Source organism: Raoultibacter massiliensis (assembly GCF_900199545.1).
Taxonomy (GTDB): Bacteria; Actinomycetota; Coriobacteriia; order Coriobacteriales; family Eggerthellaceae; genus Raoultibacter; species Raoultibacter massiliensis.
Window position 1 is genome coordinate 438,427 of the sequence record NZ_LT962670.1, and the last position, 18,395, is coordinate 456,821.

The 18,395-nt window shown below is 59.2% G+C and carries 14 protein-coding genes and 1 pseudogene; 9 read left to right on the forward strand and 6 right to left on the reverse strand.

Annotated elements, in window-relative coordinates:
• Window positions 1–6 precede the first annotated feature (6 nt).
• The 3 genes from nrfD (at window position 7) to C1719_RS15625 (ending at window position 1,966) form a co-directional block, all read left to right on the forward strand.
• Complete coding sequence (gene nrfD / locus C1719_RS01810; protein ID WP_102373531.1) at window positions 7–900, forward strand: NrfD/PsrC family molybdoenzyme membrane anchor subunit; 894 nt, start codon at window positions 7–9, stop codon at window positions 898–900.
• A gap of 308 nt (window positions 901–1,208) precedes the next feature.
• Window positions 1,209–1,811 carry a hypothetical protein gene (locus C1719_RS01815; RefSeq protein ID WP_102373532.1) on the forward strand — a complete coding sequence of 201 codons (603 nt, stop codon included), beginning with the start codon at window positions 1,209–1,211 and terminating at the stop codon, window positions 1,809–1,811.
• Window positions 1,808–1,966 (forward strand): hypothetical protein, encoded by a 159-nt coding sequence (locus tag C1719_RS15625; protein ID WP_180963421.1) that lies wholly within the window; start codon window positions 1,808–1,810, stop codon window positions 1,964–1,966. The genes C1719_RS01815 and C1719_RS15625 overlap by 4 nt, the downstream gene beginning before the upstream one ends.
• Before the next feature lies 1 nt (window position 1,967).
• On the opposite strand, the pseudogene C1719_RS01820 reads toward C1719_RS15625, so the two are convergent.
• Both C1719_RS01820 and C1719_RS01825 read right to left on the reverse strand, forming a co-directional pair.
• Window positions 1,968–2,267, reverse strand: a pseudogene (locus tag C1719_RS01820) (peptide chain release factor-like protein); the annotation flags it as partial.
• 119 nt (window positions 2,268–2,386) lie between these two features.
• Window positions 2,387–4,441, reverse strand: a complete 2,055-nt coding sequence (locus C1719_RS01825; protein ID WP_102373534.1) for an alkyl/aryl-sulfatase — start codon at window positions 4,439–4,441, stop codon at window positions 2,387–2,389.
• A gap of 535 nt (window positions 4,442–4,976) precedes the next feature.
• On the opposite strand from C1719_RS01825, the gene C1719_RS01830 reads away from it, so the two are divergent.
• Complete coding sequence (locus tag C1719_RS01830) at window positions 4,977–5,495, forward strand: ferritin (protein WP_102373535.1); 519 nt, start codon at window positions 4,977–4,979, stop codon at window positions 5,493–5,495.
• Window positions 5,496–5,561: 66 nt separating this feature from the next.
• Here the strand turns inward: C1719_RS01830 and C1719_RS01835 are convergent, their stop codons facing one another.
• The 3 genes from C1719_RS01835 to C1719_RS01845 all read right to left on the reverse strand — a co-directional run bounded on the left by C1719_RS01835 (window position 5,562) and on the right by C1719_RS01845 (window position 11,705).
• Window positions 5,562–6,482 (reverse strand): MarR family winged helix-turn-helix transcriptional regulator, encoded by a 921-nt coding sequence (locus tag C1719_RS01835; RefSeq protein WP_102373536.1) that lies wholly within the window; start codon window positions 6,480–6,482, stop codon window positions 5,562–5,564.
• A gap of 98 nt (window positions 6,483–6,580) precedes the next feature.
• Entirely contained in the window at window positions 6,581–8,212 is a 1,632-nt protein-coding gene (locus C1719_RS01840; protein WP_102373537.1) for an FAD-dependent oxidoreductase, read from the reverse strand.
• A 334-nt stretch (window positions 8,213–8,546) separates the two neighbouring features.
• Window positions 8,547–11,705, reverse strand: a complete 3,159-nt coding sequence (locus C1719_RS01845) for an ABC transporter ATP-binding protein/permease (RefSeq protein ID WP_102373538.1) — start codon at window positions 11,703–11,705, stop codon at window positions 8,547–8,549.
• A 593-nt stretch (window positions 11,706–12,298) separates the two neighbouring features.
• On the opposite strand from C1719_RS01845, the gene C1719_RS01850 reads away from it, so the two are divergent.
• The 4 genes from C1719_RS01850 to C1719_RS01865 all read left to right on the forward strand — a co-directional run bounded on the left by C1719_RS01850 (window position 12,299) and on the right by C1719_RS01865 (window position 15,830).
• On the forward strand, window positions 12,299–13,075 hold the full coding sequence (locus C1719_RS01850) for a tyrosine-protein phosphatase (protein ID WP_146007821.1): 777 nt from the start codon (window positions 12,299–12,301) through the stop codon (window positions 13,073–13,075).
• Between the two features lie 130 nt (window positions 13,076–13,205).
• Window positions 13,206–14,000, forward strand: coding sequence for a ZIP family metal transporter (locus C1719_RS01855; RefSeq protein WP_102373540.1), 795 nt, complete (start codon window positions 13,206–13,208; stop codon window positions 13,998–14,000).
• Between the two features lie 33 nt (window positions 14,001–14,033).
• A complete protein-coding gene (locus C1719_RS01860; protein ID WP_102373541.1) occupies window positions 14,034–15,206 on the forward strand; it encodes an iron-containing alcohol dehydrogenase in 1,173 nt (390 codons plus the stop codon).
• Between the two features lie 9 nt (window positions 15,207–15,215).
• Window positions 15,216–15,830, forward strand: a complete 615-nt coding sequence (locus C1719_RS01865; protein ID WP_102373542.1) for a DivIVA domain-containing protein — start codon at window positions 15,216–15,218, stop codon at window positions 15,828–15,830.
• A gap of 607 nt (window positions 15,831–16,437) precedes the next feature.
• Here the strand turns inward: C1719_RS01865 and C1719_RS01870 are convergent.
• A complete protein-coding gene (locus C1719_RS01870) occupies window positions 16,438–16,812 on the reverse strand; it encodes a phage holin family protein (protein ID WP_102373543.1) in 375 nt (124 codons plus the stop codon).
• Window positions 16,813–17,100: 288 nt separating this feature from the next.
• Here C1719_RS01870 and rlmD point away from each other — a divergent pair, with 288 nt between their 5' ends.
• Window positions 17,101–18,363: a 23S rRNA (uracil(1939)-C(5))-methyltransferase RlmD gene (rlmD, locus tag C1719_RS01875; RefSeq protein ID WP_245874248.1), complete on the forward strand. Its 1,263-nt coding sequence runs from the start codon at window positions 17,101–17,103 to the stop codon at window positions 18,361–18,363.
• Window positions 18,364–18,395 lie beyond the last annotated feature (32 nt).

The following is an 18,395-nucleotide window of genomic DNA, read 5'->3' on the forward strand; positions in this document are numbered from 1 at the left end:
TGAGCGATGTCTTTCGAACCTGTATGGGGTGCCATCATCGCGTGGTATCTGTTCTTGGCGGGTCTCGGCGGCGGCGCTTTCGCCACCTCGGCCTTCTTGGGGTGGAAGCACCCCGAAGCGGTGAACATGCGCAAGATCGCGCATATCATAGCGCCCGTCGTCGTGATCATCGGCTTGCTGCTTTTGATGGTGGATGCCGAGGGCGGCCTGCATAACCCGCTGCGCTTTGCCTTGCTGCTCACGAACTTCGGATCGGTCATGACATGGGGCGTGGTGTTCCTCGCCGGATTCGTCGTGATCTCGCTTGTGGCGGTTGTGCTCGACTTCCTCAAGCGCTCGATCCCGGTGTGGCTCGACATCGTGGGTACGGTGTTCGCGGTGTGCGTGGCCATCTACACCGGTGTGCTTCTGGGCGTATGCAAGACGTTCCCGCTGTGGAACAACGCGCTTCTGCCCATCCTGTTTCTCGTGTCGGCGATGTCGGCGGGTGCGGCGGCCGTGCTGCTCGTGTCGGTGTTTCGCCATGCCGACGAGTTCAACATGGTGGGCGTGCTCAAGAAATTTCACTTCTGCTTCCCGATCATCGAGCTCGTGCTGCTCGCGTCGCTCATGTTCATCACGTCGTTCAATTCGGAAGCGGGCTGGAATTCGGTCATGAGCCTGCTCATCGGCGAACATGCGCTGCTGTTCTGGATCGGGCTTGTGGCAGTGGGCCTTGTGATTCCGACTGCCCTCGAGACGTGGTTGCTGTTCTTCAGCCCGCGTGAATTCGAGGAGAGCCGTAAAGCGCACTACCTGTCCGCCGCGTCCGATGTGGGCGTGCTCGTGGGTGGTTTCCTATTGCGCTATCTGATCGTGATCGCCGCGTTGCCGGTGACGATTGTGGTGCCGATGCTGTAGGCGTTGGCAAGCTTCGGGCTGCCCGGTTCGTCCGGGCAGCCCGGGTGCGTTCGGCCGGGTTGGGCACGTTCGGACACGGCTGGCTGAGTTGGGCGCATCCGGGCAGTCCGGGTGGCCTCGGGCAGGGCCAGGCGCCCTCGGCGCTCCCACGCACTCCCGTGCCCTACGGGTTTGGCGCCCCGGACGACCCGGCTGTCTGGACCTGTCGGTTTGACCCCGTTTGCCGCGTTTCCGAGGCCATGCTGGCACAAAAATGAGTTTTGGCATGGTTTTTGTTGTTTGGAAAATAATTGACCTGCGGTTATGGTATGGGTAAGTACCGAGGATCATCGAGGTTTTTGATTGCCCATAGGGTGAAGCCCAATCTGCCTCAAAACGCCATTCTCGATACGATGAACGGCTTTTGCGTGTGTTCCCCCGAATTCACTTTTGTTCAGGCGGCTGCGATCTGCGAGCTGCCGAAGCTCATCGAGATCGGCTACGAGCTGTGCGGGACGTACGACTTGTCAGAAGGAAGGTATCGCGAATGCGCACCGCTCACAACCGTCGAAAGGCTGACGGCGTTCGCAGGTGCGGCGGATGGGGTGCACGGGGTGAGGAAGGCGCGCCGCGCTTTGAGGTATGTCGCGGAACGATCGGCATCGCCGCGGGAAACCGTTCTGACCATGCTGCTCTGCCTGCCGTATGGATTCGGTGGCTATGGGATCGAGATGCCGCTTTTGAACCATCGGGTCGATGTCGTCGGCGATGCCCTCAAAATGACTTCCAAGAAGTACTGCGTTTGCGATCTTTTCTGGCCCAAGGCGAATCTCGTTATCGAGTACGGGGGGAGGAGTCGCACACCGGGATCGAGCGCGTATCGAAAGATTCGATGCGCCGCGACGCGGTGGCGGCGATGGGGTACACGGTGATAACTGTAACGAAATGGCAGATCAACAGTGGAAAAGACATCAACGGGATAGCGCATGTGGTGGCAGGGCGCTTAGGCAAGCGATTGCGCTATAAAGATCCGGAGTTCACGCACAAGTGCCTTGAGCTGCGCCGGTTGCTGCTCGGCAGGGAATAGCTCAGTCCACCTTCTTCCGTGCGGCTTTCTTTTCGCTCGTCATACGCTTGTCTTGCAGCCGACGCTCTTTGGCGCGGCGGGGGATGCGCGTCTTCTTGCGGATTTTCGGCGGTTGGGCTTTGCGCTCGAAGATCATCCGCAGCTTCTGAAGGCAAAGCTGGCGGTTCCGAAACTGGCTGCGCGATTCGCGCGCGGTAACCGTGATGCCCGTGGGCAGGTGCTTCATGCGCACGGCGGAATCGGTGGTGTTCACCCCTTGGCCGCCGGGCCCTGTGGCGCGAAAAACCGACACCTCGCAATCACGGGCGACGTCATCGAGCGATTGCGAGGCGAAGCGGGCGAAATCGCGATATGTCGGGCTCTCGTTGTCCATTCTCCTATGGTAGCAGGTTGCGGGGTGCCATCGCCAAGCTGCTACGGTTACGGCTCTACGATATTGAAGAAGAAATCGTAGGTTACCAGATGCTCGGTGAGCTTTTCGATTACGGTGGGATCGCCTTTTATCTGGACGCTCTTTGCGATCGAGTCCTCGTCGTTTGTCAGGATGGCGAACATTCCGAGGCGCGGCAAGGTGAGCGTCGCGTCGGCATCGTCGGACTGTACGCCGCGCTGATACAGGACAACTCCAAAGCGCATGGTGAGCAGATAGGGGTCGTCATCGGTGAAGGCAAGGTTCACGGTGAGATCCGTGCTTGCAGCGGCGTTGGCGTCGATAAGAATGCCCAGATAGTCGAGCATCATGGCCACGGGCATTGCGCGCTGAACGTCGGCCGAGCCTTTTGCGCGATAGGCGTCGTCTTGCGTGGTGCCTTCGCGAAGCTCCTTGGCGCCCGAGAGATACACGTTTCTCCAGGTGCCCGATTCCGCTCGGTAGGCAAGCTGTTCGAGCGCGTCGGCGCACAGCAGGCGAGCGCTTGTGTTGGATGGATCGGCGAATACGAGCGTGTTGGTAATTTGAGCAACCCATTGGTATTCGCCTGCGTCGAAATCCTTTTGGGCGCGTGCGAGAACGGCATCCGTGTCGCCGAGGTACTCCACCAGCTTCTTGGCTGCGTCTTCGGGTGCGAGCGGGTGGAGGTTCACGGGGTTCGCGTCGTAGAAGCCCATGTATTTCTGATAGACGGCGCGTGCGTTGTGCGCAACCGTGCCATAGTACTGTCGCGTGTACCATGTACGCGCAAGCGCGTCGGGCAGCTCGATCATGTTCGCTATTTCGGTGGAAGTGTAGCCTTGGTTCAGATACATGAGCGCCTGGTCGGCGATGAACTTATAGACGGCGGCGGTGTTTTCGAGGTACTCGTTCACGACGTCGTTGCCGAAATGGGGCCAGTTGTGCGATTGGAAGGTGAGTTCGGCTTGCGATCCGTACCGGGCCTTCGTTTCCATGAGGTAGTTCGCCCAGGCGTTTCCGTCGCGAACCTCGGCGCCGCGCAGCGTGTACAGGTTGTGCAAAGTGCCCGTGCAGTTTTCGGCAACCCACAGCGCGCGGCGGCCGGGAAACCACGTGTTCATTTCGGCAGGGGCCTCGGTGCCGGGCGTCATCTGGAATTCCATTTCGATGCCGTCGATCGTGCGCGTCTCGCCCGTGTAGGTAATCGTATCGTTCGGCGACAGGTAGGAGACGGTGCCCGTTGACTGCCCGAGTCCGATGCCGATGGAAAGCGCGCCCTGTTCCCCGCGGTCAAGGAACGCTCCGTACTGATAGCCTGCGCGGCGCCCCATCGCGTTTCCCGCGTACACGTTTTCCGCAACCGCATGCTCTTCGAATCCAGATGGCACGATGATGGGAATCGCACGTTCGGCCACTTCTTCTTCGGTGACGATGCCCTTGATACCGCCGTAGTGGTCGACATGCGGGTGGCTCATCACAATGCCCATGATCGGGCGCTCGCCCAGGTTTTCGGTAACAAGCGCGAAGGCGGCTTTGGAGCACTCGACGCTCATGAGCGGATCGAACACGATCCAGCCGGTTTCGCCGGCGATGAACGTGATGTTCGTCATGTCGTAGCCGCGTACCTGGTAGATTCCGTCCATCACTTCGAAGAGGCCGTACAGGTGGTTGAGCTGGGCGTTGCGCCAAAGACTCGGGTTTGCCGTATCGGGCGCGCCTGCGGGGGATCCGTCCTCGGCATCGAGGAAGGCGTACGCCTTTTGGCTCCAAACAACCTTGCCGCTCTCGTCGACGATTTCCAGTTCGGCGGGGGCGGCGATGAGGCCCTGGGTGGCGAAATCGCGTTCGCGCTCGTCAGAGAAATCGAGCAGCGCGTAAACGGCGGCGTTGGCTTCGGCCGTGGTGTCGGTGGCGCCTTTGGCATCGGCTGTGAGCTCAAGCGGGGAAGCTTGCGTCGGTTTTCCATCCGCGTTTTTGCTTTCGCCGTCCGCGCAGCCGCATAAAGCGGCGCCCGAGGCGACAAGGGCCCCGGTTGCGAAGGCTCCGGTTACGAATGTGCGTCGATCGATGGCTGTACGGGTCATAGCTGCTCGCTTTCGTTCGGTGCGGTTGCGCAGATGCCGCTTGGCGGTTTTCCTGCCCAACGCTTGCCGGCCCTGTCCTTGTGCTTGGAGTATCGCACGGCTGCAAGGCCCGAGATCGTGAGGCCCAAGGCAGTGACACCAAGGAAGAAGGCGAGCGGCGGCGTTCGTGTAGGCGGCAAGGCGGGCTAGGGGTTGCTTCTTTATACGAACATTCCTTTGGGAGGTCCTGGCTGAACGCGGTCCTCAGCTCGAGGCGGCGGCGCTTGCCGATGCGCTCGGCGTGCACAGCGCCATGGATGCGGTGCTTAAGGCTCGCGATTTGGGGCTGATCGAGTAGGGGTGCGCTCGGGCGTTTCCGCATATTCTGCGAGCCGTTCGCTGCGCATGCGGCTCAACTATTTGCTGCAATTGTGAGAATCGGCGCAGAGTCCTTTCTTTCTAAACGATAATAGGTATCATTAAGAAATACGCAACAGATAACCTGAGTGCAGCCGATGCAAGGTAGCTGCACGCCAACGAAAGGAAGGGATTGACGATGGACGAGAAAGTCTACGAGCTTTTGAACGACCAGATCAACAAGGAGCTGTATTCGGCGTACCTCTACATGTCTTTCGCAGATTACTACGAGGACGAGGGGCTGTCCGGGTTTGCCAACTGGTACATGATCCAGGCTGCCGAAGAGCGCGACCATGCGCTGATCTTCCGCAACTACCTGCTCGACAACAGCTGCAAGGTTCAGCTCAAGGCCATCGATCAGCCCGACAAGACCTTTTCCGCCTACATCGAGCCGCTCGAGGCTGCGCTCGAGCACGAGAAGTACGTTACTTCGCTCATCAACGACATCTACGAAGCTGCCCATGACGTGAAAGACTATCGCACCATGAAGTTCCTCGATTGGTTCATCGACGAGCAGCTTGAGGAAGAGGCGACCGCCGACGACATGATCACGCGCATGAAGCTGTTCGGCCAGGATGCGAAGGCACTCTACGAGCTCGATCAGGAATACGCTGCTCGCACCTACACCACTCCGAGTCCGCTTGCGAGCGAGGAATAGCTTCAAAGCAATTCGACATCGCACTTCGAGGGCGGGAGACGCAGTCTGCGTCTCCCGTTTTTCTAGCTACTTCACAGCTTTGCTCTGTTTGCGCCGATGCTTGCGCATATTGCTGAACATGCGGGCGTACCACGCGCTGACGACACCGGAATCCTCCTCAGCCATTCCTGAATGGATATCGCGCGTGAGGGCATCGAGCTTTTCGAACATCTGCTTGGCGAGGTGCTTTCCTTGCGGCGTGCATGAGAGTACGACCTTGCGTCCGTCGCCTTCCTCCTCCTGCTCGCTTACCAGCGTGCTCTCAAGAAGATGGCTCTTGCAGAGCGAAAGGGCGCTGCGAGGGAGGAGGAGCGCATCAGCGATCTCGCTGGATATCAGCTTCTCGCATTCAGACAGATAATAGAGCACGCAAAAGTCATTCAGCGAAAGATCGCTTTCGTCGCGAAGGGTTCGGGTCCAGCGATCGACGATGATGCGCCAGAAGATGAAGTGGTCGACTGAGATGGGCAGATCGGTGTGCGGGAGGTCTCCGAATGGTTCGACCGCGAATCCCCTGATGTGGTTCACATCGTGGCGCATTCCCTTTTTGAGCACGTCTTCGAAGTCGCTTTCGGGGAGTGCTTCCCAAAGGGATTCTTTCATCAGCAGGTAAATATCGCGGTTCGCGCGCTCGGCTACGGTGCGGCCATGTTCGGTGAGCTGGACGAGCATGAATCGCCTGTCTTCCGGATCATTCAGCTTGGATACGAAACCTTTGTCTTCAAGATCGAGCAGCATTGATCGTACGGTTCGGGGTGAGAGCATAAGCAGTTCGGCAAGCGGTTCGAGAGCGAGCGGCTGCACTGCTTCATGCATGGCGCAAAGAAGCGTAAGCTCGCTGTAGACCAGTTGGCCTTCGGCCCGCAGATAGCCGGTGAATAGACGATCTTGCTCGGCAAAAAACGTGCAAAGCCGAACGCTGAATCCTATGGAATCTCCTATTCTCATGACCCCTCCCGTCCTTGCATTATGCCATACATGTGTGCCGAGACTACGGACTGCCATGCAGTTCGTAGTCTCGGCGAAAGAGGCTTCAACCGATTGGGCTAGACAGCCTTTATATACTCTGCGGCGCTATTTGCTGCTTTGCGGCCTGAATTCACATTGTTGCCCATCTGCGTGCCGGGCATATTCTGCGTGTAGACGTTGCGCCAGAGCATTGCGCCGTCGAGTCCGACGGCGTACAGCCCGGGGATCGGCATCTGGCTGCTATCCAGAACTTCGGCGTGCTTGTTGGTCATGATTCCTCCGTCGACGACGACGAGCAACGGGACGACTTTCGCCATGTAAAACGGGCCGGTTGTAAGCGGCAGCATGAATTCCGGGCTTTTGCCGAAATCGAGATCGGAACCGATTTCGCAAAGCTTGTTGTAACGTACGACCGTTGCTTCGAGTTCGTCGGCATCAAGGTCGAAGTGCTCTGCAAGTTCGCTGATTGAATCAGCTTGGAAGATGCTGTCGTCGTTATCCCCTGAAAGCGCCGCTGCGGCTATCTCGGCATCGGCAGGATCTGCGGTACAGGAATCGAGAAGCGACTGATCGAAGATGGCATACGTTTCGCGATTGCCCTTACATGCTGTGGCTTGGGCTGCCATGTTTATGTAGCCAAGGTCTTCGGGCGTGAACCGGTCGCCTGCTTGATTGACCCACAGGCACGGGCCCATCGATGTCAATCCGAAACCGCCGTTCAGGGGGCTGTTATACGGGGCAGAGGTGTCGGTTCCGAAAGCTTTGATGGCGTTGAACACTTGATCGGCAGAATTACTCAGGTAGTCTTTGGCACCCGCCGACATGGCCATACGGTAGCCGTCGCCTTCGACCGATGGCACACATTGGAAGAGCATCTCATCTACCTGCTCTTGAGACCAGCCCTGCTGCATCAAAAGCTCTCGATTGCCGCCAATTCCGCCCGAAGCCAGTATGATCGCCTTTGCGTTTATTTGGATAGACTCCTTTGCGGTGTTTTCAGCGTAGAGGCCCGTTGCGATGCCGTCCGCTATGATGAGCTGCTTGGCGGTCGTGCCTGTTCGGATTTCGACACCTGCCGCTTTAGCGGCTTCTTGCATGGGCGGAACGTATCCGACGGCAGCGCATTCGCCTTCGAACCAGTGCGCGGTTTCAAAAAGCCCACCGGGGGAATAATTGTCAACGGTGCCGTTGAATTCCACGCCGCATTCTTCCAGCCAATCGAAGTTGGCGGCCGAACTGGTTACCATATCGATCCAAAGCGACCCGTCGACGCGATATTGCGATTGTTCAAGTTCTTTAGCGACGATGTCGACGGGGTCGATTTCAATCCCCTTTTCCCGCTGAAGCCGCGTGTCTATGGCAAATATGCATTCGGTGCCCATGCCGTTGCCGCCGATTTCCCCCGATTTCTCCAAAAGGATCACGCTGTTTCCGTTTTGCCCCGCTTGCACGGCGGCGGCTAAGCCTGAAATGCCGGCGCCGACAATGACGATGTCGGTATCGATCGTCTCGACGATGTTGTCTGGAGCTGTCGATGTCGCTGCTTCCGCTTCTTCTTGCTTGGCGTCGCCTGTGTCAGAATCGGGCTTCCCGGTTGAGCAGCCTGCAAGCCCCCCGACCAGCAGGGCGCCTCCCACGGCTAATCCGGATAGAAATCCACGGCGCGAGAGGCCTTCTCGCATGGCTTCGGTGTGTTCAAAATCATTCATAATTCCCTCCTGTATTCCTCGGTACGCTGCGGGCTTATCTGAGAGTCCCTGAGCATTTCTAACGATACGGAGGATTCGCGGTTTATTCCATTGTCGGATATCGGACTATCGGCTTTAAAAACACCTGTTCAAAGTACCGAAGAAGAAATCAGAACTCACAGATGGTTCAGATGCGGGTCGTATTTGCCGCGCATGCTGAGTCCGTGCTGCACACTGCCGCGCGCTTTGCACTTTGAACTTGCTTAAGAAGAGCAGGTAGGTGGGTATAAAAGCCCGATCGCTAACGCCGCGATCGGGCTTTGGGCCAAGGCTTGATGTGGTGGATCCAGTAAACCTATTCGCTTCTCAGCGCTTCCACGGGGTCTTTCCTGCTCGCTGCGCGCGAGGGAATGAGGCCCGCCAAAAACGTGAGCAGCATGCTGATGGCTACGAGGATGAGCGCGGCCTCCCAGGGAAGCGATGCCACATCCTTCACATCGAAGAGCGAGTAGACGATGGCGTTCGCGGGGATGCAGGCGAGTGCGGTCACGCCGATGCCGATGGCTCCCGCCACGAAGCCGACGATAAGCGTCTCGGCGTTGAACACGCGGCTGATATCGCCTTTGCTCGCGCCGATGGAGCGCAGGATGCCGATCTCCTTCTTGCGTTCGAGCACCGAGATATAGGTGATGACGCCGATCATGATCGAGGAGACCACCAGCGAGATGGCCACGAAGGCAACGAGCACGTAGCTGATCATGTTGATGATATCGGTTACCGAGCTCATGAGCGCGCCCACGAAATCGGTGTACGTGATCACCTTGTCCTCTTCGCCGTCGGCTTTCATTTTGTCGTTGTAGCCGTCGAGGATGTCGATGATCTTCGCTTTGCTCTCGAAGTCGATGGGGTAGATGTCGATGCCGGAGGGCTTGTCGAAGCTTGCATATCCGAGCTTCTTCAGGTTGTTGTCGTAAGAATGCTCTTCGACTCTCATGAGCGACATCATGAGCTCGGTGAGCTCGGTTTCATCCATGTTCATCTGGAAGGCGTTCTTGAACGCTTCCTCGTCGATGTGCATGGCGTTGGCCATGTTGGAAGCCATCTGGTTCATCGATTGCTGCAATGCCGATGTCACCTGCGATTGCAGCGACTGCGCCATGAGGTTCATGTAGGTGGTCATGGTCGTCTGCACGTAGTTTTGGAGTGCTCCCGCAACCTGGGCTTCAAGCTGATCGGTGTCGACCATGCCCTGGAGCCCCGCTGCGATCTGCGCCTGCACTTCAGGGCTTGCAAGATACTGTTCGGCGGTCATCGGGTTGTAGTCGGGATTGGGGATGAGGTTGCCCGAAGCGGGATCATCCGGATCGAGGATCATCGGCGGCACCTGCGTGGCATACTGCTGCAGGTACGCTGCATAGCTCTGCATGATCTGCGCCATCATGCTCGCCACTTGATCGGTGGGGATGTCGATGTCCATGGCATCGACGATGGAGCCCATGTCGGGTTGGGGCGCATCGGGCAGATTAGCCGCAGCGCTTTGCAGGTCGAGCGAATTGGACATGTCCACGGCAAGGGCGCTCTCGTCGATGACGAACGCCGATTGCAGCGCGTCGCCGTCGATGGTGAACAGCGAGTTCATATCGAAGCTGTTGTCCGCTTCCTCGTCTTCTTCGGTAAACGATTTGCCCGAGAACACGTCGATCGTCGGATCGGCAAGCTGATCCTTCACGATCTGCGTGTCGGCGGACTGCTCGATCACGTGGTCGGTGAGATCCGACGTGTAGTAGATGCCGGTTGAAAGCGCGGTGATGGTGGCATCGGGCTTCGGCATGACGATGCCGCTGATTTTGAGGTTTTCCCCGGCGTTGACGATGTCCTTCATGTAGGCGGCATCATCGGTCTTGTCTTTCCAGACGCCGTATTCTTCGTCGTATTGGTAGTATTCGGTTGAGCTGACCAGCTTGAACGATACATCGAGAATGTCGTCGTAGGAAATCGCCATGCGATCTTCGGGAACCTCGACGTCCTCCTCTGCGGCGAACTGCTTCACCATCTCGTTGAGCTCGTCGGGATCGCGCAGCCCGAGCGTGTACAGCAAGAAGTCGCTTACATTGCCGTTGCCGGTGAGCACGACGACCAGCTCGTCATAGCTTGTCGGCCACGAGCCCGCTACCACGTCGTACTGTTCCTCGATGAGACGGCGGTCGTCGGCCATCTCGTAGAACGTATCGGTGCTCATCGACATCGACATGAGGCTGTTGGAACTGGTGTCCGATCCGAGGCCGAGCGCCGAGAACGATTTGTCGGGGTTCACCTGGCGCACGCCGTCTTCGGTGTCGGCGCTGAAGATCTGGGGCGTGACGTCGTAGGAGTACTGGATGGAATTCACGTATTGGTCGATGTCGCTCTGCCCGCTATCGAGGTATTCCTTGAGGGAGGCGAGATCGTTGCTGCCGATGCTCGAGAACATGCGCGTGATCATCTTGGTCTCGCGCACCTGGCCTTCTGCCGTATCGGCATCATCGTCTTGGGTGGCGCCTGCGGCCGAGCCCATCATCATGGAGGTCAGATCGAGCCCGGTGCTTTGGATTTGCAGCGGGTACTGCGAAAGCGTGTCCTCTTCGACGCTCTTGATGTAGTTGTTCACGCCGTTGGCGAGCGCGAGGATGGCTGCGATGCCGATGATGCCGATAGACCCCGCGAACGCCGTCATGAGCGTGCGGCCTTTTTTGGTCATGAGGTTGTTGAACGAAAGGGAGAGTGCGGTGAAGAACGACATCGAGGTCTTGCGCGGCGCCTTCTCGCTTTGGTGCTCTGCAATCTCCTCTTCGGTGGGATCGTACGGGTTGTTGTCGGAAGTGATCACGCCGTCAGCGAGGTTCACGATGCGCGTTGCGTACTCCTCGGCGAGTTCGGGGTTGTGCGTGACCATAATGACCAAACGGTCGTTGGCGATCTCGGTCAGAAGCGCCATGATCTGCACGCTCGTTTTTGAGTCGAGGGCGCCCGTCGGCTCGTCGGCAAGCAGGATCTCGGGATCGTTGATAAGCGCACGCGCGATGGCGACGCGCTGCATCTGGCCGCCCGAGAGCTGGCTCGGTTTCTTGTCCATGTGGTCGCCGAGACCGACCTTCTTCAGCGCTTCGGCCGCGCGCTCGCGTCGTTCGGCGCGGGAAACGCCCGAAAGCGTGAGTGCGAGCTCGACGTTGGCCAGCACGGTTTGATGGGGGATGAGGTTGTAGCTCTGGAACACGAATCCGATGCGGTTGTTGCGATAGGTGTCCCAGTCGCGATCTTTGTACTGCTCGGTCGAGATGCCATCGATGACGAGGTTGCCCGAATCGTAGTGGTCGAGGCCTCCGACGATGTTGAGCATGGTGGTTTTGCCTGAGCCCGACGGCCCGAGGACGGCGACGAATTCGTTGTCGCGAAAAGATATCGAAATGTCGTCGAGGGCAACCTGCGAGAAGCTCGCCGTGGTATACGACTTGCGGATATCGATGAGTTGGAGCATGATGCGCCTTTCCGGCTCGGGATGCTTGCATATGGTCAACCGGCTCGAGCCGGATCTGTTGTTCGGGAATCCGCATTGTTTCGTTGCGGCTGCGGCACCAAAGGATCGGCACCGGGCTCGCGTTACAAATTCCTCAAAGGCTGGAGTTCATCCTAAACCGAACAGTTTAGTGGCTAAACTACTTTTGGCCGTGTGTGGCAAAACTACACAGATTTGTCGCTCGTTTGTTACCAAAGTGCAACTTCGGATGATCGAACGTGCGGCAGGAGGGTGTCGGCGGCTATGCGTCAACGGTTTGGCGAGTCGAGGTAACAAAATGGGCGTTCTCCCTTTAGGTTCCCGAGGAAACGGGATATAATCGGCCTGCCCGACAGTGTTTCAAATAACGCAGTTTTATAAACAAAGACTATCTTCGCCAAGTTAGTGTCTGAGCTTTATAACCTGCAAACGCCCGTCGCTTCGGCGGGGGCTGGTAGGCAGTAGAGCGCGATGAAAGCGTACTGTCGGTATTCCTTTCGGCAAGGCCGGGCTTCGTGCCCGGCCTTGTTGTGCAAGACGATGTGGTAGACGATTGCTGCGGGGGTAGCACGGTAATGGATCGTAGTGGGGAAAACGGCGCGCTGCCGCCGGAAGGCGCGGGTGCAGGGGATGCTTCGGGCGGTGCGGGCGTCGAGCCGCCTTTTGCAGCTGCCCCCGAATCTCTTCGAAACGCGTTCGGCTTGCGCCGTTGCGCAGGCGTCGAGCGGGTGCCGCTGTACCGTTCGCGCGAGCTGACCGAAGCGACGGCAGACGACATCCTCCTCATGCGAAGCCTTGGTATCGCGACGGTTTTCGACCTGCGCAAGCAGGCGGAGCGCGATTTATCTCCCGAACCGGCTATCGTGTGCGAAGCGTTCGACGTGCGCATCTGCACCGTCGACTTGCAGGATGACGAGAATCGCACGCGCGCGACGATGGCGCCCAACGTGAAGGCCGCGTACGGCAAGCCGGGACAGCGCATGATCGATCTGTACGGCATCATGGCGACCCATGCCGGCGAAGTGCGCGAAATCGTTCGGCAGATCCTTTCGGCAGACGAGCCCTGCCTGGTCCACTGCGCGAACGGCAAGGACCGCGCCGGCATCGTGTGCGCCTGCGTCCAGCGCTTCTACGGCATCTCCCGCGAAACGATCGTCGAAGACTACCTTGCTACCAATGTATGCAACGAGGCGATCAACCGACGCGATTTGAGGCGGTATGCGGGCATCATGCAGCCCGAGGAAGTCGAAGTGCTCGCGGCTATGTTCGAGGCCCGCATCGAATATCTCGATGCGTTCTTCTCTGCGATCGACGAGCGCTACGGTTCGTTCGGGGCATGGATGGGCATGTAGGAGCTTGGCTTTCGCCGCCGAGCCCGTGCCGAACCCCTGAAAGCAGGTAACACGAGGGTAAACGCTTGCGCGATCGCGTTTTGGAAGGCGTACACTGGCGTGCATACGGAAATGCGAAGGAGGTGCGGCGTTGCAGGATGCGCTTGTGTGGGCTGCGGCTGGAACGGGCTTTACGTTTCTCATGACGACGATAGGCGCCGCCGCCGTGTTTTTGTTCCGCAAGAAGGACAGCGCTCTCATGCAGCGGCTGTTTCTCGGATTCGCAGCCGGTGTCATGATTGCGGCATCGGTGTGGTCTCTGCTCATTCCCGCCATCGAGTCCGCCGAAGAGGCGGGTCAGATCGGATGGATACCGGCGGCGGGCGGATTTGCTCTCGGCGTGGCTTTTCTCATGGGGCTCCATGCGCTTCTTCCCCATATTCATCCTGGCGAGAAGAAGCCCGAGGGTCTGCCTTCGAAGTGGAACCGGCCCACGCTGCTGTTCACGGCGGTGACGCTGCATAATATTCCCGAAGGCATGAGCGTCGGGCTCCTATTCGCAATGGCGGCTCAGTCGGGCGGCGATCCCGCGATGTTCGGCATGGCGGCAGCCCTTGCGCTCGGCATCGGCATCCAAAACGTTCCCGAAGGCGCGGCCGTTTCGCTTCCGTTGCAGCAGGAGGGCATGAGCGCGCCGAAGGCGTTTGCCATGGGAAGCCTGTCGGGACTGGCTGAGCCCGTGTTCGGCATCCTCGTCGTGCTGTTCGCGGCGGCGATTTCGCCGTACATGCCGTGGATGCTCGCCTTTTCCGCAGGCGCCATGATGTACGTTGTCGTGGAGGAGCTTATTCCGGAAGCGCATCTCGGCGATCGTTCTAATGTGGGTACGCTGGGCGTTATGCTCGGTTTTCTCGTAATGATGATCCTTGATGTTGCATTAGGGTAGAATGCCTGAAACGTTTGTATTGGAAGGAAACCCATGGAAGATTTCGAATTCGTATCGCCGACCCATTTCGTATTCGGACGCGATGCCGAGCTCAAGGCGGGGCGTATGCTCGCCGAGCGCGGTGCCCGCAAGGTGCTGCTGCACTACGGGGGCCGCAGTGCCGTTGAAAGCGGGCTCGTCGACCGCGTGAAGTCTTCGCTTGCCGATGCCGGCGTCGAGTGCGTCGAATTGGGGGGCGTGCGGCCCAATCCCGAGATAACGCTTGTGCGCGAGGGCGTGGCGCTTAGCAAGGAGCACGGCATCGATTGGGTGCTCGCCGTGGGCGGGGGATCGGTAATCGATTCGGCCAAGGCCATTGCCGTGGGCGCGCATTACGAGGGTGACGTGTGGGATTTCTTCGAGACGAAGCAGCAGACCGATGACGTGCTGCCCATCGCCGTGGTGCTCACCATTCCGGCTGCAGGAAGCGAGGCGTCGAAGAACACGGTGGTTTCCAACGACGAACTCGGGCTCAAATCGGGCTATCCGAACAACGCGCAGCGTCCGAAGATCGCCTTTATGAACCCCGAGCTCACCTTCACCCTTCCTCCGTATCAGACCGCCGCGGGCCTCACCGATATGTTCTGCCATCTGCTCGAGAGGTTCTTCGACGACGTTGGCTCCGTTCCCGTGACGGACAACCTGAACCTTTCGCTTATGAAGACGGTTCGCGCAGAGGCTCCTCGCGTGCTCGTCGATCCGGAAAACTACGATGCACGCGCGAACGTCATGTGGGCGGGCATGCTCTGCCATCAGGGGCTTGCCGGTGTCGGTCGCCACGAGGACTGGGCGACGCACGGGCTCGAGCACGAGCTTTCGGCGCTCGACCCCGACATCACGCACGGGGCGGGCCTCGCGGTCATGTTCCCCGCATGGATGGAATACGTGTACAGCGAGAACCCCGCCCGCTTCGCTTATTACGGACGCGAAGTCTTCGGCCTTGCGCCGACGGGGGACGTCGAAGACGACGCCCTCTCGGCCATCGACGAGACGCGCGGTTTCTTCGCCTCGCTCGGCATGCCGACCACGCTTGCCGAGCTCGGTATCGAAGAAGCCGATATAGAGCGCATGATCCCCACCCTCAAGGCAAACAAAGGCGAGCCGTTCGGAAGCTTCATGAAGCTTAGCATGGACGATGCTCGCGAAATTTATCGGCTGGCGTTGTAGGAGGCAGGTATGGAGCAGCCCGAAACCGTTGAATCGTATTTGAGGACCCTCGAATTCAAGAAGAAGAGCTTCGGCGGATGCGACGAAGAAGATGCCCTCGCGAAGGTTCATGAGGTTGCGGCGCTCTACCAAGCCGAGCTTGATCGGCTCGACCGGCGTGCGAAAGCGGCCGAGCAGCGCGCCGCCGATTACGAGCGCCGCCAGACCGAGGTTCGGCAGCTCATGACGGCTGCTCAAAACATGAAAGATGCCATGCTCGAAAAGGCCGGGGAAGATTCGCGGCTGGCTGTTTCCAAAGCAGAGAGCGAAGCGCAGAAGATGATTGATCGCGCCGCTTCGGATGCCGAGGACATTCTTGCCAAGGCAACGGCCGATGCCATCGTGATCGTATCCGAGGCGCGGGATCAGGCTGAGGGCATGCGCATTCGGGCCGAACAGGAGGCCGAGGCGTCGCGGCGAGAGCTGCAGGAGACGACGGCGGCGTTGCTTGAGGCCCAGATGCAGGTGAAGGCTGATGTCAAGCGCCACACCGATACGGCGTACGCGAAGGCCAAGGTTGCAAACGACAACCTGGGAAAGATCGTCGAAGCGCTCGCCGAATTGCGCGACAGCATCTCGTCGTAGCGATGGGAGCCGTTGGCCGCGCGCGGCTTTTGCGGTGGTGCGCCGCGATTTTCGCGACATGCGGATAGGCGGTGCACGGTTGCGCGGCTTTTGCGGTGGTGCGCCGCTCGGCCGCATAGGCGGGCTCGGAGTGGCCTGTTCGGTGCGATTGCGTCGGCGGGTGCGGCTGTTGGCCTGCGCTGCGCGGTTTGCGGTGTCGCTGCATGCGTCGCCCGCTCGAAGCGCCTCGCGGAGCAAGGGAAGCTCTTCCTTAGCTAAAACGCCGCTCTGAATGGCGGTCAAGGCAAGCTTCTGTCGAGAATACGCGCCGTTTCGGGCGTTTCGGGGAGCGCCTTCGCGATTCGGGTTTTCGCGACCTGCGCAAACGTCGGCAAGAGAGCGATCCGGACGCGGCGAGGCCGACAGAAGCTTGCCTTGACCGCCATTTTTGGGCCTGTTTTCGATAGGGATGATCTTATCGAATTATGAAAGGGTGCGATGGCGGTCGTCGGCAGCAGCAGATGCCATCGCACCTCCCCCTCGTTTCGCGCTGAGGGACGTGATGTTTCACGTGAAACATCTGTTCGTGTTTCGTATTGGAAACAGGCGACGAAGCGGCGAGTGCGTGCTAGTCTTTGTTGCTGCCGAGAATGGCGTTGACGATCCCCGAGACGATGCTGATGACGATGCTCGCCACGAAAGCGCTTCCGAATGTTGCGATCTCGATGCCCGATTGGAAGATGCCGTTCGCGAGCCAGGCGGCGATGTAGATCATGAGCGTGTTGACCACAAGGTAGAAGATGCCCAGCGTGAGCACCGATATGGGCAGGCTCAGGATTTGCATGAGCGGCTTGATGCTTATATTGATAAGCGAGAGGATCAGCCCGAATATGGCGATGGAGACCCATGCCTCGTTGCCGCCGACCGTATCGATGCCGGGAACGAGCCAGACGGCGACGCCGACGGCGATGGCGGTGACAAGCCAGCGAATGATGAACCTCATGGAGTCCTCCTAACGATGAATGCCCAGGATTATGGCATGCAGCACTCGGCAGCGGTGCGTTTGGTTTTCTAGCCGTTACTTCGCGCGATGACGCGCGCCCGCTCGCCGAGCCGGTCCGTTTGTGCCACAATAGCCGCTATGAATACAAAGAAGACATCACGCAAGCAAACCGGGTCGGGGGGCAAGAAGCGCTCCCGCGCATCGGTGCAGCAAAACGGCGGCCCTGCGCAATCTCGATCGAAAGGCGCCTCGGCCAGGTCCCGCGTTGCAGCTGGAGCGCGGCCGCAGGTGGCAAAGGAAGCACCGGCTTGTCCCGTTGAAGACCGCTGCGGCGCATGCCAGCTCCTGCACGTTCCCTACGAGCGGCAGCTGGCAAAGAAGCAGGAAGCCATGGCCGAGCTGTTCGACGGCCTTGCCGTCGAATCCACCGTGATGCATCCCATCGCCGGCATGGGAGAGCCGTATCATTACCGCAACAAGGTCGTTTCCCCCTATGCGCCCGGCAGGCGAATCAAGCCGAAAGCGGCAAAGGCGGCGAAAGGCGACAAGCGCGCCTCGACGCGCGAAGACAAGCACGCGCCGACCCATGAGATACTCTGCGGCATGTACGCGGCGGGCACGCACCGCATCGTCCCCACCGATGCCTGCCTGATCGAAAACCGCACCGCGAAGAAGATCATCCTTGCCGTGCGCGACCTCATGCCTTCTTTCCGCATCGAGCCGTATCGCGAAGATGCGAACACGGGATTTCTACGCCACGCGATCGTTCGGGTGGGCCACACGAGCGGCGAGGTACTCGTGACGCTCGTGACGAACGGAAGGCAGTTCCCGGGCTCCAAAGCGCTGGTGCGCGAACTGGTCAAGCGATGCCCCGAGATAACCTCGATCGTGCAGAACGTGAACACGCGGCAAACCAACGTGATCCTCGGCACCGACGAGATTCGCCTGTACGGCCCCGGGTTCATTCTCGACAAGCTGTGCGGCTTGAGCTTCCGCATATCATCTCAATCCTTCTACCAGGTGAACGCATCGCAAACCGAGGTGCTGTATCGCCGCGCCATCGAGCTCGCCCGCCTGACGGGTGACGAAACGGTGATCGACGCGTACTGCGGAACGGGTACGATCGGCCTTGTCGCCGCTTGCGGCGCAGAGCAGGGGAAGGGTGCCAAGCGGGTGATCGGCGTCGACGAAACCGTTTCAGCCATCCGCGATGCGCGCGCCAACGCCCAGCACAACGGCATCGAGAATGCCGAGTTCGTGGCGTGCGATGCGGGGATTTTCATGCGGGATCTTGCTGCGGAGGCAACCGAGCGGATCGATGTCGTTCTTATGGATCCGCCGCGGTCGGGCGCGACCGAAGACTTCCTCAAGGCGCTCGTTGCACTGAGCCCCCAGCGCGTCGTTTACATCTCCTGCAATCCCGAAACGCAAGCTCGCGATGTCGCCTATCTCGTCGAACGCGGATATGCGGTCGAAGCTGTTCGGCCCGTCGACATGTTTCCCCATACCGAGCATGTAGAGAATATCGTGGTATGCTGCAATAATACGTAAACCACTTATATTTAATGGGCTTTGCGAAAGGC

Coding starts and splice junctions, on each gene's coding strand:
- nrfD (WP_102373531.1), top strand. CDS start 7: ATGTCTTTCGAACCTGTATGGGGTGCCATCATCGCGTGGTATCTGTTC.
- C1719_RS01815 (WP_102373532.1), top strand. CDS start 1,209: ATGGGTAAGTACCGAGGATCATCGAGGTTTTTGATTGCCCATAGGGTG.
- C1719_RS01825 (WP_102373534.1), bottom strand. CDS start 4,441: ATGACCCGTACAGCCATCGATCGACGCACATTCGTAACCGGAGCCTTC.
- C1719_RS01830 (WP_102373535.1), top strand. CDS start 4,977: ATGGACGAGAAAGTCTACGAGCTTTTGAACGACCAGATCAACAAGGAG.
- C1719_RS01835 (WP_102373536.1), bottom strand. CDS start 6,482: ATGAGAATAGGAGATTCCATAGGATTCAGCGTTCGGCTTTGCACGTTT.
- C1719_RS01840 (WP_102373537.1), bottom strand. CDS start 8,212: ATGAATGATTTTGAACACACCGAAGCCATGCGAGAAGGCCTCTCGCGC.
- C1719_RS01845 (WP_102373538.1), bottom strand. CDS start 11,705: ATGCTCCAACTCATCGATATCCGCAAGTCGTATACCACGGCGAGCTTC.
- C1719_RS01850 (WP_146007821.1), top strand. CDS start 12,299: ATGGATCGTAGTGGGGAAAACGGCGCGCTGCCGCCGGAAGGCGCGGGT.
- C1719_RS01860 (WP_102373541.1), top strand. CDS start 14,034: ATGGAAGATTTCGAATTCGTATCGCCGACCCATTTCGTATTCGGACGC.
- C1719_RS01865 (WP_102373542.1), top strand. CDS start 15,216: ATGGAGCAGCCCGAAACCGTTGAATCGTATTTGAGGACCCTCGAATTC.
- C1719_RS01870 (WP_102373543.1), bottom strand. CDS start 16,812: ATGAGGTTCATCATTCGCTGGCTTGTCACCGCCATCGCCGTCGGCGTC.